This is a genomic window from Variovorax paradoxus, from assembly GCF_029919115.1.
Taxonomy (GTDB): domain Bacteria; phylum Pseudomonadota; class Gammaproteobacteria; order Burkholderiales; family Burkholderiaceae_C; genus Variovorax; species Variovorax paradoxus_O.
In genome coordinates, this window is sequence record NZ_CP123990.1 from 4,433,070 (window position 1) to 4,453,586 (window position 20,517).

The window sequence follows — 20,517 nt, forward strand, 5'->3', positions numbered from 1 at the left end:
GCGGCTGTTCACTGCAGGCTCGCGTTCGAGTGGCGGCCTGGCCGCACGAGCGGTTGATCGGCGGGCAGGAAGCGCCCGAACAAGTCTGCAGTGAAGGCGCCGCCAGCCGCATCGGATGCGGCGGCCGTGAAGTAGAGGCCGCGCCACCGAAGCCCGCGCGAACCGCGGCCATGGCCTTCGAACAAGGCATCGGCAACCTGGCGCAGCCCGGGTTGCAGCGCCCGCAAGGCCTCGATGAACTCATGGATTGCGAGCCGGCGCGATGCACCCGGCTGTTCTCGCAGCAGCGCCATGCGAAGCGCATGCAGCCGCTCTGCGATGGGGTCGAACAGGGCGTCGAGCCGCGCGGAGGCTGGGCCGTTCGCGGCAAAGGGCTCTGCGAGCCGATGGCCGATAGCTTGCGCGAGCACTTCGGGCGGTAGTGCGCCGCGCAGCGTGGCATAGCCCGCGAGCTGTTCAAGGCCAGTCACGGCAAGGTAGACCGGCAACTGCAGACGCAGGGTGTCGCCGGCCTCGTCGAGCAACCGCCGCACTCTTGCCGCGAGCGGTTTCGCGCTTTCGCCGTCGGCATGCAGCAGTTCGCTTGCCGCAACGCACACCACCAATCCGTTGAGCGGCAAGCGCTCGCGCCGCTCGGCCAGTGCCATGAGCGCCTGCAGCCAAAGGCCGCGCGTGTGGGGCTCGGTGGCCTTTTCGCTCACGGCGACCGGATGGAGTTCGATGGCGGCCATCGAGCCCGTGAGCCACCAGCGCCAGTACGGTTCTCCGAACGGCTCGCCGCCTGGCGGCGCAAGCCGTTCGGCACCTGCTGCCGCCAGCAGTCCAGGCAGGTTGGCCGCCGCGTCGCCCAGAACGAGAAACCACGGCACCGGCGCGTCGCGCTGCCACGGCGGCTGGCGCAGGGCCTGCCGGGCCCGCGACATGGCTTCGCGCATGGTGGGCACCGCGGCTTCGTCGGCCTCTGCGGTCCAGGGGCCGAGTGCATCGATGCGCCGCTGCAGCGCACGGCGGCGCGCACCGCGGCCCGCATCGCGAACGGTGGCGTACAAGAGCGCAAAGCCGACGAGGCACAACGCGAGCAAGAACCAGAAGAGATGCAGCGGCGAAAGAACAGCGGTCATGGCGATGGCCCGGCAGTTCTTTTTCAGCGCGCGACCGTTTCGAGAAACACGAAGTCGGCGATCAGCCGTTCGCTTCCCTTGCCGGCCACAAGCGCTTCGCGCAGCCGCAGCAGGTAGGCCGATGCAAGCTCGTAGGGCGGCCGGTCTGCAAGGGCGCTGAGCGGCATTGGCGACGAAACCACCGTGATCAGGACGCGGCCGAACGGCGGTCCCACGAGCCAGCTCGACGGAATGTCGGGGCCGAGCTCGAGTTTTTCGCCCCCCCGCAGCCGTGTGGCCGACTGGCCGGCGTTCAGGTGCATGACCGAACCATCGGCGGTGTAGTAGTCGATCCACAGGTAGCTGTCGTGGGTGGGCGCGGACACCTGCACACGCACGTTGTCGCCCTCGCGAAGCTCGTCGTTGCTGGCGCTGGGAACGTCCATTGCCAGGCCCTGCGTCTTTTCGCGGTTGCGCAGCTGGTAGGGCTTGAGAATCGCAAACACCTCGCAGTGCGGCCAGCGGCGCAGCTCGACGTCGAAGGTGGGCGTTCCGGCGCCGGGTATGGCGGCCACCTCGCGCTCGACCCGATCCAGGTCTTCGGGCAGCGAGACGAAACCGCTCACGCGCAGGTTGCCGTCCTTGCCGCCGGTGGCGGCAAGGTCGGCGCACGCATAGGCTTGCAGCTGCTGTTCGACGCGGCCGGCCAGCTCGGGCTCGGCGGTGGGCGGACCGGCGAGCCAGTGCCACCACAAAAGGTAGAGCAGAGGCAGCAACAGGGTCAGCGACGCCGTGGCGCGCAGCATGGCCCGGTCGCGGCGCCGTGCATCGTGCGGGCCCGGCGGGTCGGCCACGCGGTAGGGCTGCGGCGTGATGCGGTCTTGCACAAGGCTTGCCAGCGTCAGCGGCTGGAGCCGCAACTGCCGGCTGTGCAGTTCCTTCAGCTTGCCGAGCTCGCCCTGGTCGCCGCTCTCGAAGTAATACTGCCCCTTGAAGCCGTGCACCAGCGCATGCCAGTAGACCTCGCGCACTTCGTCGTCCTCTGGGGTGAGCGCCGAAAGGTGGTGAAAGAACTCGCTGGCGGCGTTGTTCGAATTGAAGAGCTGCACCTGGAGCGGCGCCACGGCGCTCTGGGCGCCGGGGTGGCGCGCCAGGATCTCGTCGATCCAGGCCACCATGGCAAAGGCGGCCGATTCGACCTGCGCCGCCGGGGCGCCCGCTGCACTGGCGGCGGTACGCGCCGCATCGAGCAGGCGGCGGGCCTGTTGCTGTGCAGCATCATGCGAAAGCGTGGTGTGGCCGCCGGCGATCGATGCCGCAACAGACGCATCAAGGGCGAGGCCGAATGAAACGAATGCCGAAAAACTGTCGAGCAGGCGGGCCATGTGCCGTGCCCGCTCACTGCGCTTGCATGGTGAAGGATGCCTTGCACCGGCGTCTGCAGCAATGGCGCATGCCTATGTCCCCGGTTCCTTCGAGTGGGCGTTCATTCTTCCAAACGAGGCGCGGCGGGCGCCATATCGCTTGGGGTCTATGCCGTTCGGGGGTCAACGCGGTATTGCTGCGCGGGGCAATCGCCGGTATCTTCGGCTTCCGCTGAATTCAATGCACGCTGGGACACTGGGACATGCCATGAAAATCCTGATCGCCGACGACCACCGGCTCGTCATCGAGGCGGTCAAAGCCAAGTTGTCGGAGCTGGAGCCCGGCATCGAGTTCGTCCTGGCCATGAGCGTCGACGAACTGCTTGCCGGGGCAACCGACGAGCTCGATTTGGCCCTGATCGATCTCAACATGCCTGGCGCGGACGGCCAGGCCCACATCGACGAAATCCGCCGCAGGCATCCGGCTGTGCCGGTGATCGTGCTTTCCGGCTACGAAGACCCCGCCATCATGCGCAGCGCGCTCGAGCGGGGGGTGCTCGGCTTCATTCCCAAGGCCTATTCGCCGGAAGTGATGTTGTCCGCCGTGCGGCTGGTGCTGGCAGGCGGCGTGTATGTTCCGCCGATGATGCTGACGGCGCTGCCGCCCGGCATCGTGGCCGGCGTGGCGCCCACGCAGAACGGCGACGCGCGCTCTGGCGGCGCATCGTCCGCAACGCTGGAGCACCTGCGCAGCGTGCTCACCGAGCGCCAGGTCGAGGTGCTGCAGCTGCTGTCGCAAGGCAAGCCGAACAAGCTCATCGGCCGCAGCCTGGGTATCAGCGAAGGCACGGTCAAGATTCACCTTGCCGCAATCTTCAGGGCACTGAACGTGCGCAACCGCACCGAGGCGGTGGTGGCCGCGCAGGCCCTGACAGAAGCGCAAGCCTGAGGCTTGCCAGTCTGCCTTCCTTCTTTCCTGAGAACGTTCAGGAGCAGCTGAGCTTCATTGCCTCGATCCGTCCGCCGAAGCCCAGCTTGCGCATCAGGCCGCCTTCACGGCTGTTGGCCGGAAAATTGACGGTGCGGTCCCTGAACATTGCGTGTTCATACACCTGCAGCGTTGCGCGCGGGCCGACGCTCACGCTGTCGATGTCGCGCTTCAACTGCCTTGCAGTGCCCCGGTCCATGCTCTGGACCTCGGCGGGGCCCACCAGCGTGAGCATGTCGCCCTGGAAGTTGCGCCCCGTGTAGAACTGCGCCCAGCAGCCCGAAGCGAGGGCGGGGTCTTCGATGCGCACCGGCACCAGCAGGATGGTCGGGTCGGGCTTGTTCTCGGCGGAAGCGGTGGACCTTGGCGCCGAGGTGTTGGTATTGGCGCAGGCGCCGAGCGCAACGACGCCGGCAATCATCAGGTAGCGGAGGTTCTTCATGTTCTGCATGGATGGAGTTCCCAGGTGGGGTGGAGAGCGAAAAGCGCGAGGCTACCTACCCCGGCCGGCCGGCGCGTAGGAGCAGGCCCCAAGCTCCCGTCGCCCTGTCTTGTCTCCGAGCCGCCACGGGGTACCCACCCACAGGCGCAATCTTCGCGAATGACTGCGGCCCGTATGCGCGCCTTTCCTACGCACAGGCGGGCCGTGGCTGCCCAGTCTGAACGAAAGGGTCATAGACCACTGGCCCATCTTGTTCATCAACGTTTTTTTCATGAAGTGAAGGAAGCCATGGCCACGAGCAGCATTCTGGGAGGCGACCACGTACCGGCCGAACCGAAGGGAACCGACGTCGACAGCCTCGGCCCCAGCGACACGAGCGACAGCGGAAGCGATGTGCGAACCTCGCGCGAGCGCTCTGCCATTCCTGAAGATGCCGCCGAGGGAGCCATTCCGGTGGCGCATGAAAGCAGCAGCGACGCCGAAGGCACCGGCGAGCGTGCATCGGCCGATGCGCCGCCCGTCGAGCCCGACGCGGACATCTTGCCGGACCGCGTGGGCATCGTGCCTGGGAGCGCGGCCGATGCGGCTGCATCCGGCGGCCTGGAGGACGTGGCCATGCCGGACGAGCTGGCCGATGAGGCAGGCGAGCCGGAAGATGAAGACGACCAAGACAGTCTCGCCTGAACCCGGGCCGTTCGCCGGACACCGCCATGACCATGCATCGCCAACTCGATTGCGCGCTCCAGGGGCTCCAGCAGCTCGCCTATGCACGCATTGCGCGTGAGTTTGCCCGCGCCTGGCATGCGCGGGCAGAAGAATCGGAAGAGGCCGAAGCGGTCATCGGCGAGGCACATCGCCGGGTGCTGCACTGCGAGCAGGCGTTGGCAGAACTGCGCTTCGTGATCGAAGACCCGCGGCAGATTGCCGAGATCAAGGTTGCGCGCGCGCTCTACCTTCGCATGCTGCTGGAGAGCGCCCCCACGCGGCTGCAATCGTGGAGCGATTGCGAAAGCCTCGACCAAATGCCGAAGTCGCACCTGTTCGAATGGATTTCCTACGACTTCGAGCAGCTCGAGCTGGCCGAACTCGAAGGCTCCATGACCGAAGAGGAAGCTGCCTGGTACACACAGGCCATCGACACCGAGCCCAGAGTGCGCGATTGAGCAAGACGGGGATTCAGCCCCGCCCGAGCACGATCGCGCCGTCTGCGATGTAGCGGTCGAATTCGATCTTCGGTATGGCCGCAGTCAGCGACTGGCCGCCCTCGGTCCAGGTGAGAACGACGCTGTCGTCCGCCATCAGGACCTGGCAGTTTCCTTCCGGAATCTTCAGTTGCGGCCCGTCGCCCGCCCGAAATTCGACAGGGCCTGCGATACGGGCATCGATCTGCGTGGTGGATGTCATGGCTGGTTCGCTGTTCATCTATTGCGGCGCGGGCTGCGCATGGCGCTTGTTGCTGCCGCGCTGCTCCTTCGACGGGTCGCCATCGCGCGTGGGTGCAATGCCACCGGGGTTGCCGCTCGATGGCGGGCGCGAGGTTTGCGTGCGCGCGCTGGCGGGCCCCTTGTCGGCGCCCAGCTTGCCTTGGTCGATGTCGCCGCGGGGCTGGTCTGCCGGGCGCGCGCCCTGAGGCTCGGCCGAGTCGCTGATGGGTGGCGGGCGCGTTCCCTTGGGGTTGCCGGTGGGCTGCGCGGCCACTGCTGCTGCGGCAAGCAGCAATGTGGCAGCGAAGCCGTACATCGTGAAAAGGCGCAGATCGAAGCGCCTTGCGTCGCTGTCGCTGCGGCTGTCTTTCTGGTTGGCCATGAATGAATTCCTCGAAAGCTGAAGGTTTCTTTCTCTCGCGCAACGAGATGCGGTTCTTGTAGGCGAGCGCACCGTCCTTGCGCCGGTTGCGTGCCTGCCTGGCCGATTGCCGCGTGCTTGCGCCGCAAACGCGACGCTTTCCTACGCACGGGCGCCCCGGCACGGGGCACGGTGAAGTTTTCGAAAGGCAGAAAGGACACCGTGTGACCACACGAACGACCAAAGCCCGACCCGCCACGCCGGACGCCGAGGCCGATTGGGGCGCTTCGGCTGCATACAGCAAGCCGACACCCGCGGAGAAAAGCATGAAGCGCGAGGCCAGGACGCCGGCGGAAAACGGCGATCCCGTCGAGCCCGACAACGGCCCTGCAGTCACGGGCCGGCGCAAGCCGCCGACGCCGGGCGATGCAGGCGTGGGCGAAACCGACAACCACGGCAGCTCGCCCTACAGCCAACCGGGCCGGCCCGAAAAACCGTTTCGCGAGGAATGAACCGAGGCGGCATCGACGCCCCGAAGAACCCCTACAGGCGGCGTCGGGCGAAGCCGACATGGATCCCGATCCGCGCGAACACCATCTGTCCTGGGACCAGCGCAATGCGGCCGCCTCCGGGCACGCATGCGCTGCAATTTTCAACCCGCCTCTTCATGAGGCCAACGAAGGAGTCATTCCATGGCCAACTACACGAACACTGCCGAAACCGCGAACAGCGAAGACGTCGTCGAAGTTCTGAACGATCTGCTCGAAAACACACGGGACGGTGAATACGGTTTCCGCGCCTGCGCGGAGGAAGTGGAGTCTCCGCAGCTCAAGCAGGTGTTCCAGAATCGCTCGGCGGAATGCGCCAAGGCGGCAGCCGAGCTGGTTCAACTGGTCAGGCGTTTCGGCGGCTCGCCCGACGATGGCGGCACCGTGAGCGGCGCCATGCATCGCGGCTGGGTGCATGTGAAGGGCTCGGTGGGCGCAAACAGCGCACTCTCGATGCTGGAGGAGTGCGAGCGTGGTGAAGACGCGGCGGTGGCGCGATATCGCAAGGCGCTGAAGAATGACCTGCCCGCCGACGTGCGCGCAATCATCCAGCAGCAGGCCGACGGCGCCCAACGCAACCACGACCAGATCAAGCAGTTGCGCGACCAGATGCGCGCCAGCAAGTAAGCAAGCGAAGTAGGGCGCCTGCGCCGGGCTTTTTCAGAAGCGCCAGAGCAGGTCGGCCTTCAGGCTGTTGTTCCGGGTGCCGTCACCGCGTTGCCCGGCATAGGACAACCCGAGCGTCAATGCGGGCTGCAGCTTTACTTCCACGCCGGCCTCCGCCACGAGCGCGTTTTGCGCGAGAGGCACACCGGCTGCCGTGAATGCGGGGCCGGCGGCAAAGGCCATTCTTGCCGTCGGAGTCACGTCGCCGAAAGCGCGTTGCCAACCCAGCATGCCGCGTGCAGCCACTTGCACTCCGCCTACTTCGAAGCTGCTGCCTGCACGCAGGCCCAGGGTCGAGTAGGTGTTGCTCGAGTTTTCGCTCTGGCCCAGCAGTGCTGCTGCGCCGCCGCATTCCGCAAAGTGGCCATTGCGCAGGCGCACGTGCGCCAGCCCGATGAACGGCTCCAGATCGACGCTCCCGGCCCGCAGTTGCCAGCCCAGTTCGCCGAAGGCCTGCGCCGTGTCGGCGTGATAGTCGGCACGCGTGGCATCGGCAAAACCTGTGAATGCGACGCTGCGTTGCGTTTCGATGTCGTGGCGCGCATAGCCAAGGCCGGTGCGCAGCGCGAGTGCGCCCCAGCGGGTTCCGCCGTACAGGCCCAGGTGGTAGCTGTCGACGGAAGCGCTCGCGTTTCGTTCGGCGGTCTGGGTGCGGTTGCGGCTTGCACCGCCCATCAGGCCCACGCGCCAGTCGCCGGCGCGGCGATCGGCCCCCACGAGCACGCCGCTCGCGCTGCGTTTTGCACGGGCCGCGTTGCCATCGCCGTCAGCGTGGCCGTTGCTGTCGTACGCGCGGACCCACACACCGTCGCCAGCCTCGTTTTCGCGAACGCGCAGGCCGCTGGCTGCAGAGGCCGAGCCGCCGGCCTGCTGCAGCCGCGCAAGGCCCGCATCGCGCAGGAAGCGGCTGTCTTCGGTAAGGCTGGAACGCAGCGTTGCGTGGATTTCACCCGAGAGGCTGTCGAACGCGCTGCGTGCGGTGATCGCATCGGCTTTCAGCACTGCGCCGTATACGGGGCCCGCGCCCAGCTGCTCGACGGCCTGCCCGACGCTGCGCTGGTTGGCGGATATGCCGACCTGCGGAAAGCTGACATCGTTGCGCTCGAGCATGAGCGTGACCTGCTGCGCGTCGTAGCTCAGCGACGGTGTCAGGAAGGCGAAGTTCGACGACAGCGCGCCGAAGGTGCCGAGGATGCCGCCCTCGGCGCGCAAGATGGTGTAGCGGGTCACCGGTGCCCAGTTGCCGTTGGCCGCGAGCACCGTGGCGGACGCGCCGCCCAGCGTGGCGCTGCCCGTTACGTCGATACGGTCGCTGTGCCCTGCAGCATCGAGCTCGACCTGGTAGGCCGACCCGGGCTGGAACACCAGGTCGCCGTTGACGCGCAGGGTGCCGATGGAGTTGCCCGGCGCCGCGGTTGCGCCGGCAGCCAGCGTGGTGCTGCCCACATGGCCGGTGCCCTTGAGCATTGCGCCGCTGCCGATGACCATCTGCCCACCGAGCGTTCCGTTGACCGAGAACGCACCGCCGTCGATGTTGAATGTGCCGGTATAGGCTGAACCGTCGCCGGTGTAAGTCACCAGGCCCGCGCCGGTCTTTCTTGCACTGCCGTTGCCGGAGAGCGCATTGCTGAACACGGCGTCCGACGCCTCGTCGATCACCAGCGCGCCACGGTTCACGATTGCGCCGCTGCCGAAGCTGCGGGTACTGCCGACGAGCGTGCCCGCTTCGATGGTGGTGCCGCCGCCATAGGTGTTGGCGGCCGAAAGGCGCAGCGTGCCCGCGCCGGTCTTCGTCAGGCTGCCGCTGCCGGAAACGTTGTTGGCGAACACCGCGTCGCTGGCCTGGTCGATCGCCAATGCCGCCTGGTTGGCGATGGCGCCGCTGCCAAAGCTGTTTGCACCGCCGACCAGCGTGCCGGCCTCGATGGTGGTGCCGCCCGCATAGGTGTGCGAGCCTGTCAGTGTCAAGGTGCCGCTGCCCGCCTTGCGGAGCGATCCGTTGCCGCTCAGTGTTCCGGCAAAGCTGCCTGCCGCGTCCTGCACAAAGGCGACCGTGGAGTTGTTGGCGACGATGTCGCCGCGCAGGCTGGTGGTGGTGCCCTGCAGGGTGCCGCCGCTTACCAGGGTGCCGCCGGTGTAGCTGTTGGCGCCGCTCAGCACCAGGGTGCCCGCGTCGGTCTTCTCCAGCCGCGCAGCGCCGGTGAGGCTGTTGGCAATGGTGGCGGTGTAGCCGGCGCTCGCTGCGCTGCCGTCGCCCACGCGGACGATGGCGTGCGCGCCGCTCAGCGCGATTGCATCGCCCTCGAGCCGGTAGCCGTCGCTCGCGAACTGCATGCCGGTGACGGCGATCGGGCCCTGGGCATCGCTCACCGTGACAGTACCGGGTGCGGCCTGGAAGATGGCGAACCCGGGCGTGGGCGTGATGCTGGCGTTGAGGCTGCCGCCGGCCGTGGTCCAGTTGGCGGAGGTGGCCGTCCAGGTGCCGCTGCCGCCGTTGACCACGTTGTTGTTGGCGGTGCCTGCCGCATCGCCGTCCCAGAAGACCAGGGGCTGGCCGGCAACGTTCACGAGGTTGACTTGTCCGGCAACGGCGGTCTGCAGGCCCAGCACGCCGTTTGCAGGCGCGCTGCCAATGTCGAGCCCGTGGTCGGTCAGGGGGCCGGTGTAATCGAACAGCCGGTACACGCCCGCGCCGAAGCCGCCGATGTCGTGCACATTGAGCGTGCCGTCCAGCGTCAGAGCACTGGTCTTGAACAGGCTGGCCGCGGCGGGCGCGCCCAGCGTCACGTCCACGGTTGCACCGCTGTCGAGGGTGAGCGCACCCATGGTCAGCGTAGAGCCCGCAATGCCGCTCAGCGTGCCGCCCGAAGCCACGTTGACCGCGCCCGAAATGGCGCCGGTGCCCGTAAGCGCGGCGCCGTTGCCCACCTGCACCGCATTTGTGGTGACTTCGTGCGCCACGCGCAGCGTGCCTGCATCGACGGCGACCGTGCCAGCCGTAAGCGCCTGGGTGGTGGAGGCCGTGCCATTGACATTGAGCGTAAGCCCCTTGGTCACGGTGACCGCGCCGAGCGTCAGGTCGCGGCTGTTGCGTACCCGGGCAGTTGTGCCGATGAGGGATACAGCACCCTGAAAGTCGTTGCCGGCCTCTGAAAGCGTGATCGCACCCGCACCGGCATTGATCGAGGCATTGCCTGCGACGGTGATCGAACCTGCCTGGCCGACGTCGCTTCCATTGCTGACGGCCGTCAGCTTGCCGTTGACGACGCCGCTGCCCAGGCTCAATGCGCCCTTGCTCGTGACGGTGAGATCCCCTGTGGCCACTGTTCCGAGTGCCAGCGCGTTGCTGTCGCTGATCTGCGTGAAACCTCCGCTCAAGAAGACGGTGCCGCCGAAGTCGTTGCCCGCATTGATCAGCGCGATCGGGGAGCTGGAACTGTCGAAGATGCTTTGGCCGTTGACTGCGAGCGCGTCGCTTTGGGTGATTGCACCGGCGGTGCGCGCATTCAGGCCGCCGGACACCGCGCCCTGCAAGCTGAGTGCACCGCTGCTGGTCAGGGCCACGTTGGCGGCATTGACCGTGACCGCACCGCCGAAAGTGTTTGCGGCGTTCGTGAGCGTCAGGTCATGGCCGCTCATCTCGAATTTGCTGGTGCCACCGACCGACAGCGTGCCTGTCTGGGTCAGCGGGACCGCATTGTGCAGGTCCAGATTGCCCGACACGTCCAGCGTGCTCAGCACGTCGATCTCGTTTTTGCCGCTTGAAAAGGTCGCGTCGCCGGAAATGACACCCCTCAACGTGCCGGCAGTGTATGTACCGCTTTGCGCGACGTTGCTGTCGACATCGAAGCTGACGGTGCCGTTCCTTGCATTGACACTCCCGCCGCCCGAGACGGCAAGTTGATCGGCCCCGCGGGCGACGAAAGAGACCGACCCGGAATTGCCGTTGGCGGACGCGACATCGATGACGCCGTCGTTTGTGATGAGAGCGTTGTACATGCCGGGTTCCGCATGTGCCTTCAGGCTGATGCGTCCGCCCGGCGCGTACAGCGTGCCGGTGTTTTTAACGGCCTCGTAGCTGAGTTGCGATTGCAATGCGCCGGTTGCGATAACGCTGAACCCGTTTCCTTCCGGGAGGAGCATGGCCTTGTCGGCGGCCATGAGTTCGATGCTGTATGGGGCGACGATCGTACCGCTGTTGTAAACGCCGGCGCCCAGCAGGCCTACCGAGCCGGAAGACGCATTGATGAAGCCGTGGTTCGCAACCATTCCCGACGATCCGCTGGCCTTTTCCAGCGTATAGCCGCCGCCCATGAAATTGCTGGGCGTCATGATCAGTGAGGTGGCCAACAGCCCGCCGACATCGACACTCGCCGTACCGGTAAAGAAGAGCCCCATCCGGTTCTGCAGAAAAACCTGGCCGTTGGATGTCAACATACCCCCGAGCTGGCTTGCAGTGGTCGAGTTGATGTTGTTGAGTACGGTTGCTTGAGGGCTCAACTGGCTGAAGATGATCTCGGAGTCAGGGTTTGGTCCCAGATCGAAGGTTCCCCAATCGATTGCCATCCGGCTCGTCGTCGCATCGACCAACACCATCGTTGCGTCCAGCGGATCGATTGTTCCGCTGCCTCCCGTGATGACGCCGCCCCCTGGCACCTGCGCGCTCGCGGCTTGCGCCAGCGCCAAGCCCACAGCTGCGACCAGCGGGCGCAGGGGCCATGCCATTCGGCTTCGGCTTCGGCTTGCATCGCCGAACGAGGCTGTTCTTTGGCGCCCGTGCGCTGTTTCACTGACGGCCTGCCACATGCCTGTGCAGCAGTTGAAGACGATGCGGTAGATCCGGTTCATCGGCGGGTTCCTCTCCAGCAGGCGCGCGAGTGCCTCATGAGGCTGCGCGTAGGTTGAACTGTTGCCCCGCTGATCAGGGGGGGCGGTGTCCAGCCAGAGCAGAACGCCCGTTGGGTGAACGGCCGATATGTTACCTTTTATGAACTGTGCAACTTTATGCTTCTGAATGGGCGCAATCGCCAAACGCCGAAGACGCGGAATGCCCCGGCGGCTCGCTAAAGTGAGGGCCGGTTTTTTCAGCTCTGGTTATTCGTCTTGAACTCTATTGGCTTCGACCTCACTCGCTTCGACGCCGCCATCGTCGATCTCGATGGCACCATGGTCGACACGCTCGGCGACTTTGCGGTGTCGCTCAACCACATGCTCGGCGACCTTTCGTTGCCGCCGGTGCCGCCGGCCGCCATCGAGAAAATGGTGGGCAAGGGATCGGAGCACCTGATTCTTTCAGCGCTCGCGCATGTCATGGCTTCTGGCGGCGAAGCGGCTTCGGCTGCCGGCGCGAACGCTCTGCACGAGCGGGCGCAGGCTCTTTTCGACCGCGCCTGGGAGCGCTATCAGCACCATTACCTGGCCATCAACGGACAACACTCGGCGGTGTACCCCGGCGTGGCCGAGGGCCTGCGGGCATTGCGGGCGCGGGGCCTGCGCCTGGCGTGCCTCACCAACAAGCCCACCTCGTTCGCCACGCCGTTGCTGGCTGCAAAAGGGCTAGATGGATTCTTCGAATTCGCGTTCGGCGGCGATGCCTTCGCGCGCAAGAAGCCCGACCCGCTGCCGCTGCTGAAGACCTGCGAGGCGCTGGGCACCGAGCCTGCGCGCACGCTGATGATCGGCGACTCGAGCAACGACGCCAGGGCCGCGCGTGCCGCCGGATGCCCGGTGGTGCTGGTGACCTACGGGTACAACCACGGCGAACCGGTGCGCGGCGTGGACGCCGACGGTTTCGTGGATTCGCTGGCCGAGCTGGGCCGCGCGGCGGTCTGAAAAGCGCGCGCGGCGCGTGCTGGCTTGCTTGCTTGCCGGGCTACTGCTTTCCGAGCAGCGCGTCCTTCAGTTTCCAGTCGGCCGGTACGGGGCCGAGCCAGATGCGCAGCAGCGCATTGAAAAACGCCTGTTCCTTGATCGGATCGGGCTGAGGCACGCCGCGCACGGTAATTAGCGTGCCGGTACCCGGCAGCCAGTCGATGGTGAAGGTGTCGCCGGCCTTGAGTTGCTTTTGGTCCGCGAACATCTGGCCCATGCGCAGCAGGCCCGGAATGAGGTTGACCATTTCGGTCTTGGGCGAGTTTTCTTCCACGCCCTTGGTAAAGAGCTTGCCGAGTTCATTGGCCTCGATGTCGCGCAGCATGGTGATGGCAACGCGCTTGGGGCCTGGCGCCGCCAGCGCCTCTTCGGGCGTGGAGACTTTCTTTCCAACGTAGAAGCCGGCGGTGTACACCTTGAACACCGCCTTGTAGCGCACGCCCGCGCCGTTGAGCTGCAAGGTGCTGCCGCGCAGGTCGAGGGTGTCGTTCAATTTGACGCCGGCTACGTCTACCTGTGCGGCCGATGCACCAAGCGCGGTTGCCGCAACGCAGGCCAGCACGGCAAGGCGGGAGAACAGGGGCGGGACCGAAAGAAAAGGCACGTGGATCTCCTCGATTTGCGAACGATCGTTCGAATGTATCTTTTCGTTTTACTCCCGCCCCTCGGGGGAACCCTGAAGGCCAGAGCTGCACGCGGCGGCGTTTTCGTGGGCTAAACTCCATGCTCCATGTTCGTTCATCACATCATTCAAACAGGTCAAGGCAGCCGGGGAGCCTGGCCCTGGCGTAGCCATACATCGCTGACTGTTTGATTGCACGGCGCACGCCGTGCGCCCGCGGTACCGGATCGCTGCAGACGCCGGACCACCCGTGAATGACCTTGCCGCCGGCCAAGAAGCGCCGCGAGGCAATTGGAGAACGAATCCGTGATCACCGAACTTGAATTCAAGAGCCTCAGCGCCCAGGGCTACAACCGTATTCCGCTGATGGCCGAGGCTTTTGCAGACCTCGAAACGCCTCTTTCGCTCTATCTCAAGCTGGCCCACTCCCAGGGCGGCGGCAAGCACAGCTTCCTGCTCGAATCCGTGGTGGGCGGCGAGCGCTTCGGTCGCTACAGCTTCATCGGCCTGCCTGCACGCACGCTGCTGCGCGCCAGCGGTTTCGGCGCCGATGCCGTGACGGAGGTGGTCACCGATGGGCAGGTCGTCGAAACCGCCGCGGGCAATCCTCTCGATTTCATTGCCGAATACCAGAAGCGCTTCAAGGTGGCGTTGCGTCCGGGGCTTCCGCGTTTTTGCGGCGGCCTTGCGGGCTACTTTGGCTACGACACGGTGCGCCATATCGAGCGCAAGCTTGAAAAAAGCTGCCCGCCCGATGCGCTGGGCTGCCCCGACATCCTGCTGCTGCAATGCGAGGAACTGGCCGTCATCGACAACCTCTCGGGCAAGCTGTATTTGATCGTCTATGCCGATCCGAAGCAGCCCGAGGCCTATGCGACAGGCAAGCGCCGCCTGCGCGAGCTGAAGGAAAAGCTCAAGTACTCGGTGAGCGCGCCCATCGTCAAGCCGACGCAGCCGCATCCGCCTGAGCGCAGCTTTGCCAAGGCCGACTACCTTGCGGCCGTGGAGCGGGCCAAGGACATGATTGCCGCCGGCGACTTCATGCAGGTGCAGGTGGGCCAGCGCATCAGCAAGCGCTACACCGAATCGCCGCTGTCGCTGTACCGCGCGCTGCGCTCGCTCAATCCATCGCCGTACATGTATTACTACCACCTGGGCGATTTCCACGTGGTGGGCGCTTCGCCCGAGATCCTGGTGCGCCAGGAGAACACGGGCGAGGGCGAGCAGAAGATCACCATCCGCCCGCTGGCCGGCACACGCCCGCGCGGCGCTTCGCTGGAGCTCGACAAGGCCGCCGAGGAAGAACTCATCAACGACCCGAAGGAGCGCGCCGAGCACGTGATGCTGATCGACCTTGCGCGCAACGACATCGGCCGCATCGCCAAGACCGGCACCGTGAAGGTGACCGAGGCTTTCGCGGTGGAGCGCTACAGCCACGTGATGCACATCGTGAGCAACGTCGAAGGCACGCTGAACGACGGCATGACCGCCATCGACGTGCTCAGGGCCACGTTCCCGGCCGGCACGCTGACCGGCGCGCCCAAGGTGCATGCAATGGAACTCATCGACCAGCTGGAGCCCACCAAGCGCGGCCTCTATGGCGGCGCCTGCGGCTACATCAGCTATGCGGGCGACATGGACGTGGCCATTGCCATTCGCACCGGGATCGTGAAAGACCAGATGCTGCACGTGCAGGCCGCGGCTGGCGTGGTGGCGGATTCCGTGCCCGAGCTGGAGTGGAAAGAAACAGAAGCCAAGGCGCGCGCATTGCTGCGTGCCGCCGAACTGGTCGAGGAGGGGCTGGAATGAGCAACGTGCCTGATATTCAAAACGACTTTTCGCACGAGATCATCGGCGCCGCGGTCGAGGTGCAGCGCGTGCTCGGCACCGGCCTGAACGAGGACGCCTACGCCGCCGCGCTGGCCATCGAACTCGCCGAGCGCGAGATCGGCTTTGCGCAGGGCGTGGCGCTTTCGGCCAGCTACAAGGGCCGCTCGCTGGGCGAGGTGTACCGCGCGGGCTTCGTGGTGGAGCAGTCGGTCATCGTCGAGCTTAAGGCGGTCGATGTGCTGACCGACCTGCACCGCGCGCAGGTGCTTGCCGCGCTGCGTCTCTCGGGCCTCAAGCTGGGCCTTCTGATCAACTTCAACGTGTTCCCCGTGGTCAAGGGCGTGCACCGGATTGTGAGCAAGCCATGAAACTGCTGATGATCGACAACTACGATTCGTTCACCTACAACATCGTCCAGTATTTTGGCGAGCTGGGTGCGGATGTTCAGGTGCACCGCAACGACGAGATCACCGTTGCACAAATCGGCGAACTCATCGCTTCGGGCGTGACCCGGCTGGTGGTGTCGCCGGGGCCTTGCTCGCCGGCAGAGGCGGGCGTGTCGGTGGCGGCCATCGAGGCCTTTGCGGGCAAGCTGCCGATTCTGGGCGTGTGCCTCGGCCACCAAGCCATTGGCGCGGCCTTTGGCGGCAAGATCATTCGTGCGCAGCAACTGATGCACGGCAAGACCAGCGAGATCACGACCACGCAAGAGGGCGTGTTCGCGGGGCTGCCCGAGAAGTTCATCGTCAACCGGTACCACTCGCTTTCAATCGAGCGCGAAAGCTGCCCGAAGGAATTGGCGATTACCGCATGGACCGACGACTGCGAGATCATGGGCGTGCGGCACACCGGCTTTGCGCATGACGTGCGCATCGAAGGCGTGCAGTTCCACCCTGAATCGATCCTCACCGAGCACGGCCACGCCATGCTCAAGAACTTTTTGGACTGACCGCCATGACCGACCGCTCCTCCATCGTCGACCTGCGCAGCGACACCGTCACACAACCCACCCCGGCGATGCGCGAGGCCATGATGGCGGCGCCGCTCGGCGACGACGTTTTCGGCACCGATCCGAGCGTGAATGCGCTGCAGGAAAAGATCGCCGCGCTGCTGGGCTTCGAAGCGGCGCTCTTCGTTCCGACCGGCACCCAAAGCAACCTGTGCGCCATTCTTTCGCACTGCGGGCGTGGTGACGAGTACATCGTCGGCCAGCAGGCGCACTGCTATCGGTGGGAGGGCGGCGGCGCCGCGGTGTTCGGCAGCGTGCAGCCGCAGCCGCTCGACCATGCGCCCGATGGCACGTTGCCGCTGGCGCAGATCGAATCGGCCATCAAGCCCGACGACGCACATTTCGCGCGCACGAAGTTGCTGGCGCTGGAAAACACGCTGGGCGGCAAGCTGCTGCCCTTCGACTATGTGCAAGCCGCGACGGAACTTGCGAAGACCAAGGGATTGCAGCGCCACCTTGACGGCGCGCGGCTCTTCAATGCGGCAACGGCGCAGGCTGCGCTGAACAAGCGCAGCGATGTCCGGGCCGAGGCCCGGCGAATCGCACAGTGCTTCGACAGCGTATCGGTCTGCTTCAGCAAGGGCCTGGGTGCGCCGGTCGGTTCGGCGCTGGTGGGGTCGCGCGAGTTCATCGCGCGGGCGCACCGCATTCGCAAGATGGCAGGCGGCGGCATGCGGCAGGCGGGGCTGCTCGCCGCGGCGGCATCGCACGCGCTCGACCACCATGTCGATCGCCTTGCCGAGGACCATGCGCTGGCGCAGCGCCTGGCACAGGGGCTTGAAGGCATCGATGGCTTGAAGGTCGAGGCGCCGCACACCAACATCGTGTTTGCCGACCTCACCGGCGCGGCGCAAGCGCGTTCGGCGGAGCTGATCGCGAGCCTCAACAGCCAGGGCATCCTGGCAACGGGGTTGTATCGCCTTCGCCTCGTGACGCACCTCGATGTGGACGAAGCGGGTGTCGATCGCGCCGTGGCCGCGATCCGCGCCTTCTTCAAAGCCTGACGCCAGCGAGGACGCGATGCCCGATCTTCCCCATCTGCTCGCCTTCATCGCCGCCGGCTGGCTGCTGAACCTCACGCCAGGGCCGGATGTGCTCTACATCGTGACCAATTCGCTGCGCTCGGGCGTGCGCGCCGGCATCGTGGGCGGGTTCGGCGTTCTCACCGGCTGCTTCGTCCATATCTTCGCGGCGGCCATCGGCGTCGGCACGCTGCTGGCCACCTCGGCGGCGGCCTTTGCCGTGCTCAAGTACGTGGGAGCGGCATACCTGCTGTACCTGGGCGTACGCATGGTGCTGTCGCGCGCCAAGCCGCCTGCCGATATGCAAGCGGCTGCCGCGGGCTCCGCCGAGCGCGGGCTCAAGGACATCTTTCTGGGCGGCTTCTGGACCAATGTGCTGAACCCCAAGGTGGCCTTGTTCTTCCTCGCGTTCGTGCCGCAGTTCATCGCACCCGACGCCGACAACAAGAGCCTCTACTTCGTCATGCTGGGCGTTCTGTTCAATCTGAACTCCATTCCCATCGTCGTGGGATGGGCCGCATTCGCGGGCTGGATGGCGCGCAGAAGCGCGGTGCAAAAAGGCATGCACTGGCTCGATCGCGCGGCCGGCGTGCTGTTCATCGGCTTCGGCCTCAAGCTTGCATTCACGGACGCGCCGGCCGGCCGCGTCGGCCCCTGAAAACACCGAGGAGACTTTCATGATCACCCCCCAGGAAGCGCTGCAGCGCACCATCGAGCACCGCGAGGTGTTCCACGACGAAATGCTGCACATCGTGCGGCTCATCATGAGCGGCGAGTGCTCGCCGGTGATGATGGCGGCGCTGATTACCGGCCTGCGCGTCAAGAAGGAGACCATCGGCGAGATCACCGCCGCGGCGCAGGTGATGCGGGAGGTGTCCACCAAGGTACCGGTGAAGGACACCAGGCACCTGGTCGACATCGTCGGCACCGGCGGCGACGGCTCGCACACCTTCAACATTTCGACGTGCTCGATGTTCGTGGCGGCGGCCGCGGGCGCCAAGGTGAGCAAGCATGGCGGGCGCAGCGTGTCGAGCAAGTCGGGCAGCGCCGACGTGCTCGAATCGCTGGGCGTCAACATCAACCTGCAGCCGGAGCAGATTGCGCGCTCCATCGAAGAGGTGGGCATCGGCTTCATGTTCGCGCCCAACCATCATCCGGCCATGAAGAACGTGGCGCCGGTGCGCAAGGAGCTCGGCATCAAGACGATCTTCAACATCCTGGGGCCGCTGACCAACCCGGCGGGCGCACCGAACATCCTGATGGGTGTGTTCCACCCCGACCTGGTGGGCATTCAGGTGCGCGCGCTGCAGCGGCTTGGCACCGAGCACGCGCTGGTGGTGTACGGCCGCGACGGCATGGACGAGATTTCGCTCGGCGCCGCCACCATGGTCGGCGAACTCAAGGACGGCGAGATTCGCGAGTACGAACTGCACCCTGAAGACTTCGGCTTTGCCATGTCGAGCAACCGCACGCTGCGCGTGGAAACGCCCGAGCAGTCGAAGGCCATGCTGCTGGGGGTGCTCGACAATCACGCCGGGCCGGCGCTCGACATCGTGCTGCTGAATGCAGGCGCGGCGTTGTATGCCGCGAACGTGGCCGATTCGATGGCTGCCGGCATCGAGCGCGCGCGCGAGGCCGTGGCCTCCGGCGCGGCACGGGCCAAGCTGGCCGAACTGGTCAAGGCCTCAACAACGGTTTGAACAACCGCTAAAGACGAAAACAGAACATGTCCGACATCCTCGACAAGATCATTGCGGTCAAGCGGCAGGAAATTGCTGCGGCGCAGAAGAAGAGCCCGCTCGAAGCCGTGCGGTTCGACGCCGAAAGCCGCGTGCTGACGCGTGATTTCGAAGGTGCCCTGCGTGCCAAGATCGCCGCCGGCCACGCCGCGGTGATTGCCGAGGTCAAGAAGGCGAGCCCGAGCAAGGGCGTGCTGCGCGAAGACTTCATTCCGGCCGACATCGCGCAGAGCTATGCGGAGGGTGACGGCGAAATCAGCGCCGCCTGTCTTTCGGTGCTGACCGACAGGCAGTTTTTCCAGGGCGGCGTCGACTATCTCAAGCAGGCGCGCGCCTCGTGCGACCTGCCTGTGCTGCGCAAGGATTTCATCGTCGACCCCTACCAGGTGTACGAATCGCGTGCGATGGGCGCCGACGCCATTCTCTTGATTGCAGCCTGCCTCGACGACGCGCAAATGAAAGACTACGAAGCCATTGCTCGCGGCCTGGGCATGGCGGTGCTGGTCGAAGTGCACGATGCGGCCGAACTCGACCGCGCGCTCAAGCTCAAGACGCCGCTCATCGGTGTGAACAACCGCAACCTGCGCAACTTCGAGGTGTCGATCCAGGCCACCATCGACCTGCTGCCGCGGTTGCCGGCCGATCGGCTGGCAGTAACGGAATCAGGCATTGCCACGCGTGAAGACGTGACCACCCTGCGTGCGGCCGGCGTTCATGCCTTTCTGGTCGGCGAAGCATTCATGCGCGCCAAGGAGCCGGGCGAGGCGCTCGCCGCATTGTTCAAATGAGCCGGCCCGATCAGTTGTCGAGCAGCAACCCTGCCGACTGGCCGGTGGCGCCGGGTTGGCGGCCGCTGGTCGATGCTTTCTTCGGCGGCATCGTCGGGCAGAAGCTGCTGGGCTTTCTGCGTGAGCGCCTGGATGCCGGGGCCGTGATATTCCCGCCCCAACCCCTTCGGGCGCTGGAGCTGACCCCGCCCGAAGAAGTGCGCGTGGTCATCCTGGGCCAGGACCCGTACCACGGGCGCGGCCAGGCGGAGGGACTGGCTTTTTCGGTGGCGTCCGGCGTGGCGCTGCCGCCGTCGCTGCGCAACATCTTCAAGGAGCTTCAGCGCGACCTTGGAACGCCTCCGCCGCCGTTTCCGAGCCCGGGCGGCAGCCTGGTGAACTGGGCAACCCATGGGGTGCTGCTGCTCAACACCTGCCTCACGGTGGAAGAGGGGCAGCCGGCCAGCCACTCGGGGCGCGGTTGGGAGGTGCTGACCGATGCAGTCATCCGGCATGTATCCGACGGTGCAAAACCTGTTGTTTTTATGCTGTGGGGCTCGCATGCGCAAAGCAAGCGCGCGTTGATCGACATCAACCGCCACAAGGTGCTGATGTCGAACCACCCCTCGCCGCTTTCGGCGATGCGCCCGCCGGTGCCTTTCATCGGCTGCGGGCATTTCGGCGAAGCGCGTGCCTGGCGGGAGGCGCACCAGCAGGGTGATTGATTTCGCGGATAATTCCCGCCAGTTCGCCTCGTGCAGTTC

At 65.9% G+C, this 20,517-nt stretch carries 21 protein-coding genes and 1 pseudogene; 14 read left to right on the forward strand and 8 right to left on the reverse strand.

Annotated features, from left to right (window positions below; all coding sequences use genetic code 11):
- Window positions 1–8: 8 nt before the first annotated feature.
- Window positions 9–1,121: a type VI secretion system protein gene (locus QHG62_RS21345; protein ID WP_281147662.1), complete on the reverse strand. Its 1,113-nt coding sequence runs from the start codon at window positions 1,119–1,121 to the stop codon at window positions 9–11.
- Between the two features lie 23 nt (window positions 1,122–1,144).
- Window positions 1,145–2,485, reverse strand: coding sequence for a DotU family type IV/VI secretion system protein (locus QHG62_RS21350; RefSeq protein ID WP_281147663.1), 1,341 nt, complete (start codon window positions 2,483–2,485; stop codon window positions 1,145–1,147).
- 247 nt (window positions 2,486–2,732) lie between these two features.
- On the opposite strand from QHG62_RS21350, the gene QHG62_RS21355 reads away from it, so the two are divergent.
- Window positions 2,733–3,413: a response regulator gene (locus QHG62_RS21355; RefSeq protein ID WP_281147664.1), complete on the forward strand. Its 681-nt coding sequence runs from the start codon at window positions 2,733–2,735 to the stop codon at window positions 3,411–3,413.
- A 37-nt stretch (window positions 3,414–3,450) separates the two neighbouring features.
- Here the strand turns inward: QHG62_RS21355 and QHG62_RS21360 are convergent, their stop codons facing one another.
- Window positions 3,451–3,894: a beta/gamma crystallin domain-containing protein gene (locus tag QHG62_RS21360; RefSeq protein WP_281147665.1), complete on the reverse strand. Its 444-nt coding sequence runs from the start codon at window positions 3,892–3,894 to the stop codon at window positions 3,451–3,453.
- Between the two features lie 288 nt (window positions 3,895–4,182).
- Between QHG62_RS21360 and QHG62_RS21365 the strand changes: the two genes are divergently transcribed.
- On the forward strand, window positions 4,183–4,578 hold the full coding sequence (locus tag QHG62_RS21365; protein WP_281147666.1) for a hypothetical protein: 396 nt from the start codon (window positions 4,183–4,185) through the stop codon (window positions 4,576–4,578).
- 26 nt (window positions 4,579–4,604) lie between these two features.
- Entirely contained in the window at window positions 4,605–5,057 is a 453-nt protein-coding gene (locus QHG62_RS21370; RefSeq protein WP_281147667.1) for a hypothetical protein, read from the forward strand.
- Between the two features lie 13 nt (window positions 5,058–5,070).
- On the opposite strand, the gene QHG62_RS21375 is transcribed toward QHG62_RS21370, so the two are convergent.
- Both QHG62_RS21375 and QHG62_RS21380 read right to left on the reverse strand, forming a co-directional pair.
- A complete protein-coding gene (locus QHG62_RS21375) occupies window positions 5,071–5,298 on the reverse strand; it encodes a hypothetical protein (RefSeq protein ID WP_281147668.1) in 228 nt (75 codons plus the stop codon).
- Window positions 5,299–5,316: 18 nt separating this feature from the next.
- Window positions 5,317–5,700 carry a translation initiation factor IF-2 gene (locus tag QHG62_RS21380; protein ID WP_281147669.1) on the reverse strand — a complete coding sequence of 128 codons (384 nt, stop codon included), beginning with the start codon at window positions 5,698–5,700 and terminating at the stop codon, window positions 5,317–5,319.
- A 203-nt stretch (window positions 5,701–5,903) separates the two neighbouring features.
- Here QHG62_RS21380 and QHG62_RS21385 point away from each other — a divergent pair, with 203 nt between their 5' ends.
- Together QHG62_RS21385 and QHG62_RS21390 are read left to right on the forward strand one after the other, a co-directional pair.
- Entirely contained in the window at window positions 5,904–6,191 is a 288-nt protein-coding gene (locus tag QHG62_RS21385) for a hypothetical protein (protein WP_281147670.1), read from the forward strand.
- A 180-nt stretch (window positions 6,192–6,371) separates the two neighbouring features.
- Window positions 6,372–6,854: a ferritin-like domain-containing protein gene (locus QHG62_RS21390; protein ID WP_281147671.1), complete on the forward strand. Its 483-nt coding sequence runs from the start codon at window positions 6,372–6,374 to the stop codon at window positions 6,852–6,854.
- 33 nt (window positions 6,855–6,887) lie between these two features.
- Here QHG62_RS21390 and QHG62_RS21395 read toward each other — a convergent pair whose 3' ends face one another.
- Both QHG62_RS21395 and QHG62_RS27840 read right to left on the reverse strand, forming a co-directional pair.
- Window positions 6,888–11,618, reverse strand: coding sequence for an autotransporter domain-containing protein (locus tag QHG62_RS21395; RefSeq protein WP_281147672.1), 4,731 nt, complete (start codon window positions 11,616–11,618; stop codon window positions 6,888–6,890).
- A gap of 18 nt (window positions 11,619–11,636) precedes the next feature.
- A pseudogene (locus QHG62_RS27840) lies at window positions 11,637–11,741 on the reverse strand (ESPR domain-containing protein); the annotation flags it as partial.
- Between the two features lie 255 nt (window positions 11,742–11,996).
- On the opposite strand from QHG62_RS27840, the gene gph reads away from it, so the two are divergent.
- On the forward strand, window positions 11,997–12,725 hold the full coding sequence (gene gph, locus QHG62_RS21400; protein WP_281147673.1) for a phosphoglycolate phosphatase: 729 nt from the start codon (window positions 11,997–11,999) through the stop codon (window positions 12,723–12,725).
- Window positions 12,726–12,765: 40 nt separating this feature from the next.
- Here gph and QHG62_RS21405 read toward each other — a convergent pair whose 3' ends face one another.
- Window positions 12,766–13,368: a chalcone isomerase family protein gene (locus tag QHG62_RS21405; RefSeq protein WP_281147674.1), complete on the reverse strand. Its 603-nt coding sequence runs from the start codon at window positions 13,366–13,368 to the stop codon at window positions 12,766–12,768.
- Between the two features lie 324 nt (window positions 13,369–13,692).
- On the opposite strand from QHG62_RS21405, the gene trpE reads away from it, so the two are divergent.
- From trpE to QHG62_RS21445, 8 genes are read left to right on the forward strand one after another with little or no spacing between them, the layout of a single operon-like run.
- Entirely contained in the window at window positions 13,693–15,195 is a 1,503-nt protein-coding gene (gene trpE / locus QHG62_RS21410; protein WP_281147675.1) for an anthranilate synthase component I, read from the forward strand.
- Window positions 15,192–15,584 carry a GxxExxY protein gene (locus QHG62_RS21415; protein WP_157611819.1) on the forward strand — a complete coding sequence of 131 codons (393 nt, stop codon included), beginning with the start codon at window positions 15,192–15,194 and terminating at the stop codon, window positions 15,582–15,584. The genes trpE and QHG62_RS21415 overlap by 4 nt, the downstream gene beginning before the upstream one ends.
- Window positions 15,581–16,165 carry an anthranilate synthase component II gene (locus tag QHG62_RS21420; RefSeq protein WP_281147676.1) on the forward strand — a complete coding sequence of 195 codons (585 nt, stop codon included), beginning with the start codon at window positions 15,581–15,583 and terminating at the stop codon, window positions 16,163–16,165. Before QHG62_RS21415 ends, QHG62_RS21420 begins: the two co-directional genes overlap by 4 nt.
- 5 nt (window positions 16,166–16,170) lie before the next feature.
- On the forward strand, window positions 16,171–17,229 hold the full coding sequence (gene ltaE / locus QHG62_RS21425; RefSeq protein WP_281147677.1) for a low-specificity L-threonine aldolase: 1,059 nt from the start codon (window positions 16,171–16,173) through the stop codon (window positions 17,227–17,229).
- A gap of 16 nt (window positions 17,230–17,245) precedes the next feature.
- The gene (locus QHG62_RS21430) at window positions 17,246–17,905 is read left to right on the forward strand and encodes a LysE family translocator (protein ID WP_281147678.1); all 660 of its coding nucleotides are present in this window, start codon (window positions 17,246–17,248) and stop codon (window positions 17,903–17,905) included.
- 19 nt (window positions 17,906–17,924) lie between these two features.
- Complete coding sequence (gene trpD, locus QHG62_RS21435) at window positions 17,925–18,947, forward strand: anthranilate phosphoribosyltransferase (protein ID WP_281147679.1); 1,023 nt, start codon at window positions 17,925–17,927, stop codon at window positions 18,945–18,947.
- A gap of 26 nt (window positions 18,948–18,973) precedes the next feature.
- Window positions 18,974–19,774: an indole-3-glycerol phosphate synthase TrpC gene (gene trpC, locus QHG62_RS21440; protein WP_281147680.1), complete on the forward strand. Its 801-nt coding sequence runs from the start codon at window positions 18,974–18,976 to the stop codon at window positions 19,772–19,774.
- Entirely contained in the window at window positions 19,771–20,478 is a 708-nt protein-coding gene (locus QHG62_RS21445) for a uracil-DNA glycosylase (RefSeq protein WP_281147681.1), read from the forward strand. Before trpC ends, QHG62_RS21445 begins: the two co-directional genes overlap by 4 nt.
- Window positions 20,479–20,517: the final 39 nt, after the last annotated feature.

Bases quoted from the DNA above. Each gene is read 5' to 3' on its own strand.
- trpC (WP_281147680.1), top strand. From the start codon at position 18,974: ATGTCCGACATCCTCGACAAGATCATTGCGGTCAAGCGGCAGGAAATT.
- QHG62_RS21350 (WP_281147663.1), bottom strand. From the start codon at position 2,485: ATGGCCCGCCTGCTCGACAGTTTTTCGGCATTCGTTTCATTCGGCCTC.
- QHG62_RS21420 (WP_281147676.1), top strand. From the start codon at position 15,581: ATGAAACTGCTGATGATCGACAACTACGATTCGTTCACCTACAACATC.
- QHG62_RS21345 (WP_281147662.1), bottom strand. From the start codon at position 1,121: ATGACCGCTGTTCTTTCGCCGCTGCATCTCTTCTGGTTCTTGCTCGCG.
- QHG62_RS21390 (WP_281147671.1), top strand. From the start codon at position 6,372: ATGGCCAACTACACGAACACTGCCGAAACCGCGAACAGCGAAGACGTC.
- QHG62_RS21415 (WP_157611819.1), top strand. From the start codon at position 15,192: ATGAGCAACGTGCCTGATATTCAAAACGACTTTTCGCACGAGATCATC.
- QHG62_RS21365 (WP_281147666.1), top strand. From the start codon at position 4,183: ATGGCCACGAGCAGCATTCTGGGAGGCGACCACGTACCGGCCGAACCG.
- QHG62_RS21375 (WP_281147668.1), bottom strand. From the start codon at position 5,298: ATGACATCCACCACGCAGATCGATGCCCGTATCGCAGGCCCTGTCGAA.
- QHG62_RS21380 (WP_281147669.1), bottom strand. From the start codon at position 5,700: ATGGCCAACCAGAAAGACAGCCGCAGCGACAGCGACGCAAGGCGCTTC.
- trpD (WP_281147679.1), top strand. From the start codon at position 17,925: ATGATCACCCCCCAGGAAGCGCTGCAGCGCACCATCGAGCACCGCGAG.
- QHG62_RS21355 (WP_281147664.1), top strand. From the start codon at position 2,733: ATGAAAATCCTGATCGCCGACGACCACCGGCTCGTCATCGAGGCGGTC.
- ltaE (WP_281147677.1), top strand. From the start codon at position 16,171: ATGACCGACCGCTCCTCCATCGTCGACCTGCGCAGCGACACCGTCACA.
- QHG62_RS21395 (WP_281147672.1), bottom strand. From the start codon at position 11,618: ATGGCATGGCCCCTGCGCCCGCTGGTCGCAGCTGTGGGCTTGGCGCTG.
- QHG62_RS21370 (WP_281147667.1), top strand. From the start codon at position 4,605: ATGACCATGCATCGCCAACTCGATTGCGCGCTCCAGGGGCTCCAGCAG.
- QHG62_RS21445 (WP_281147681.1), top strand. From the start codon at position 19,771: ATGAGCCGGCCCGATCAGTTGTCGAGCAGCAACCCTGCCGACTGGCCG.
- QHG62_RS21430 (WP_281147678.1), top strand. From the start codon at position 17,246: ATGCCCGATCTTCCCCATCTGCTCGCCTTCATCGCCGCCGGCTGGCTG.
- QHG62_RS21360 (WP_281147665.1), bottom strand. From the start codon at position 3,894: ATGAAGAACCTCCGCTACCTGATGATTGCCGGCGTCGTTGCGCTCGGC.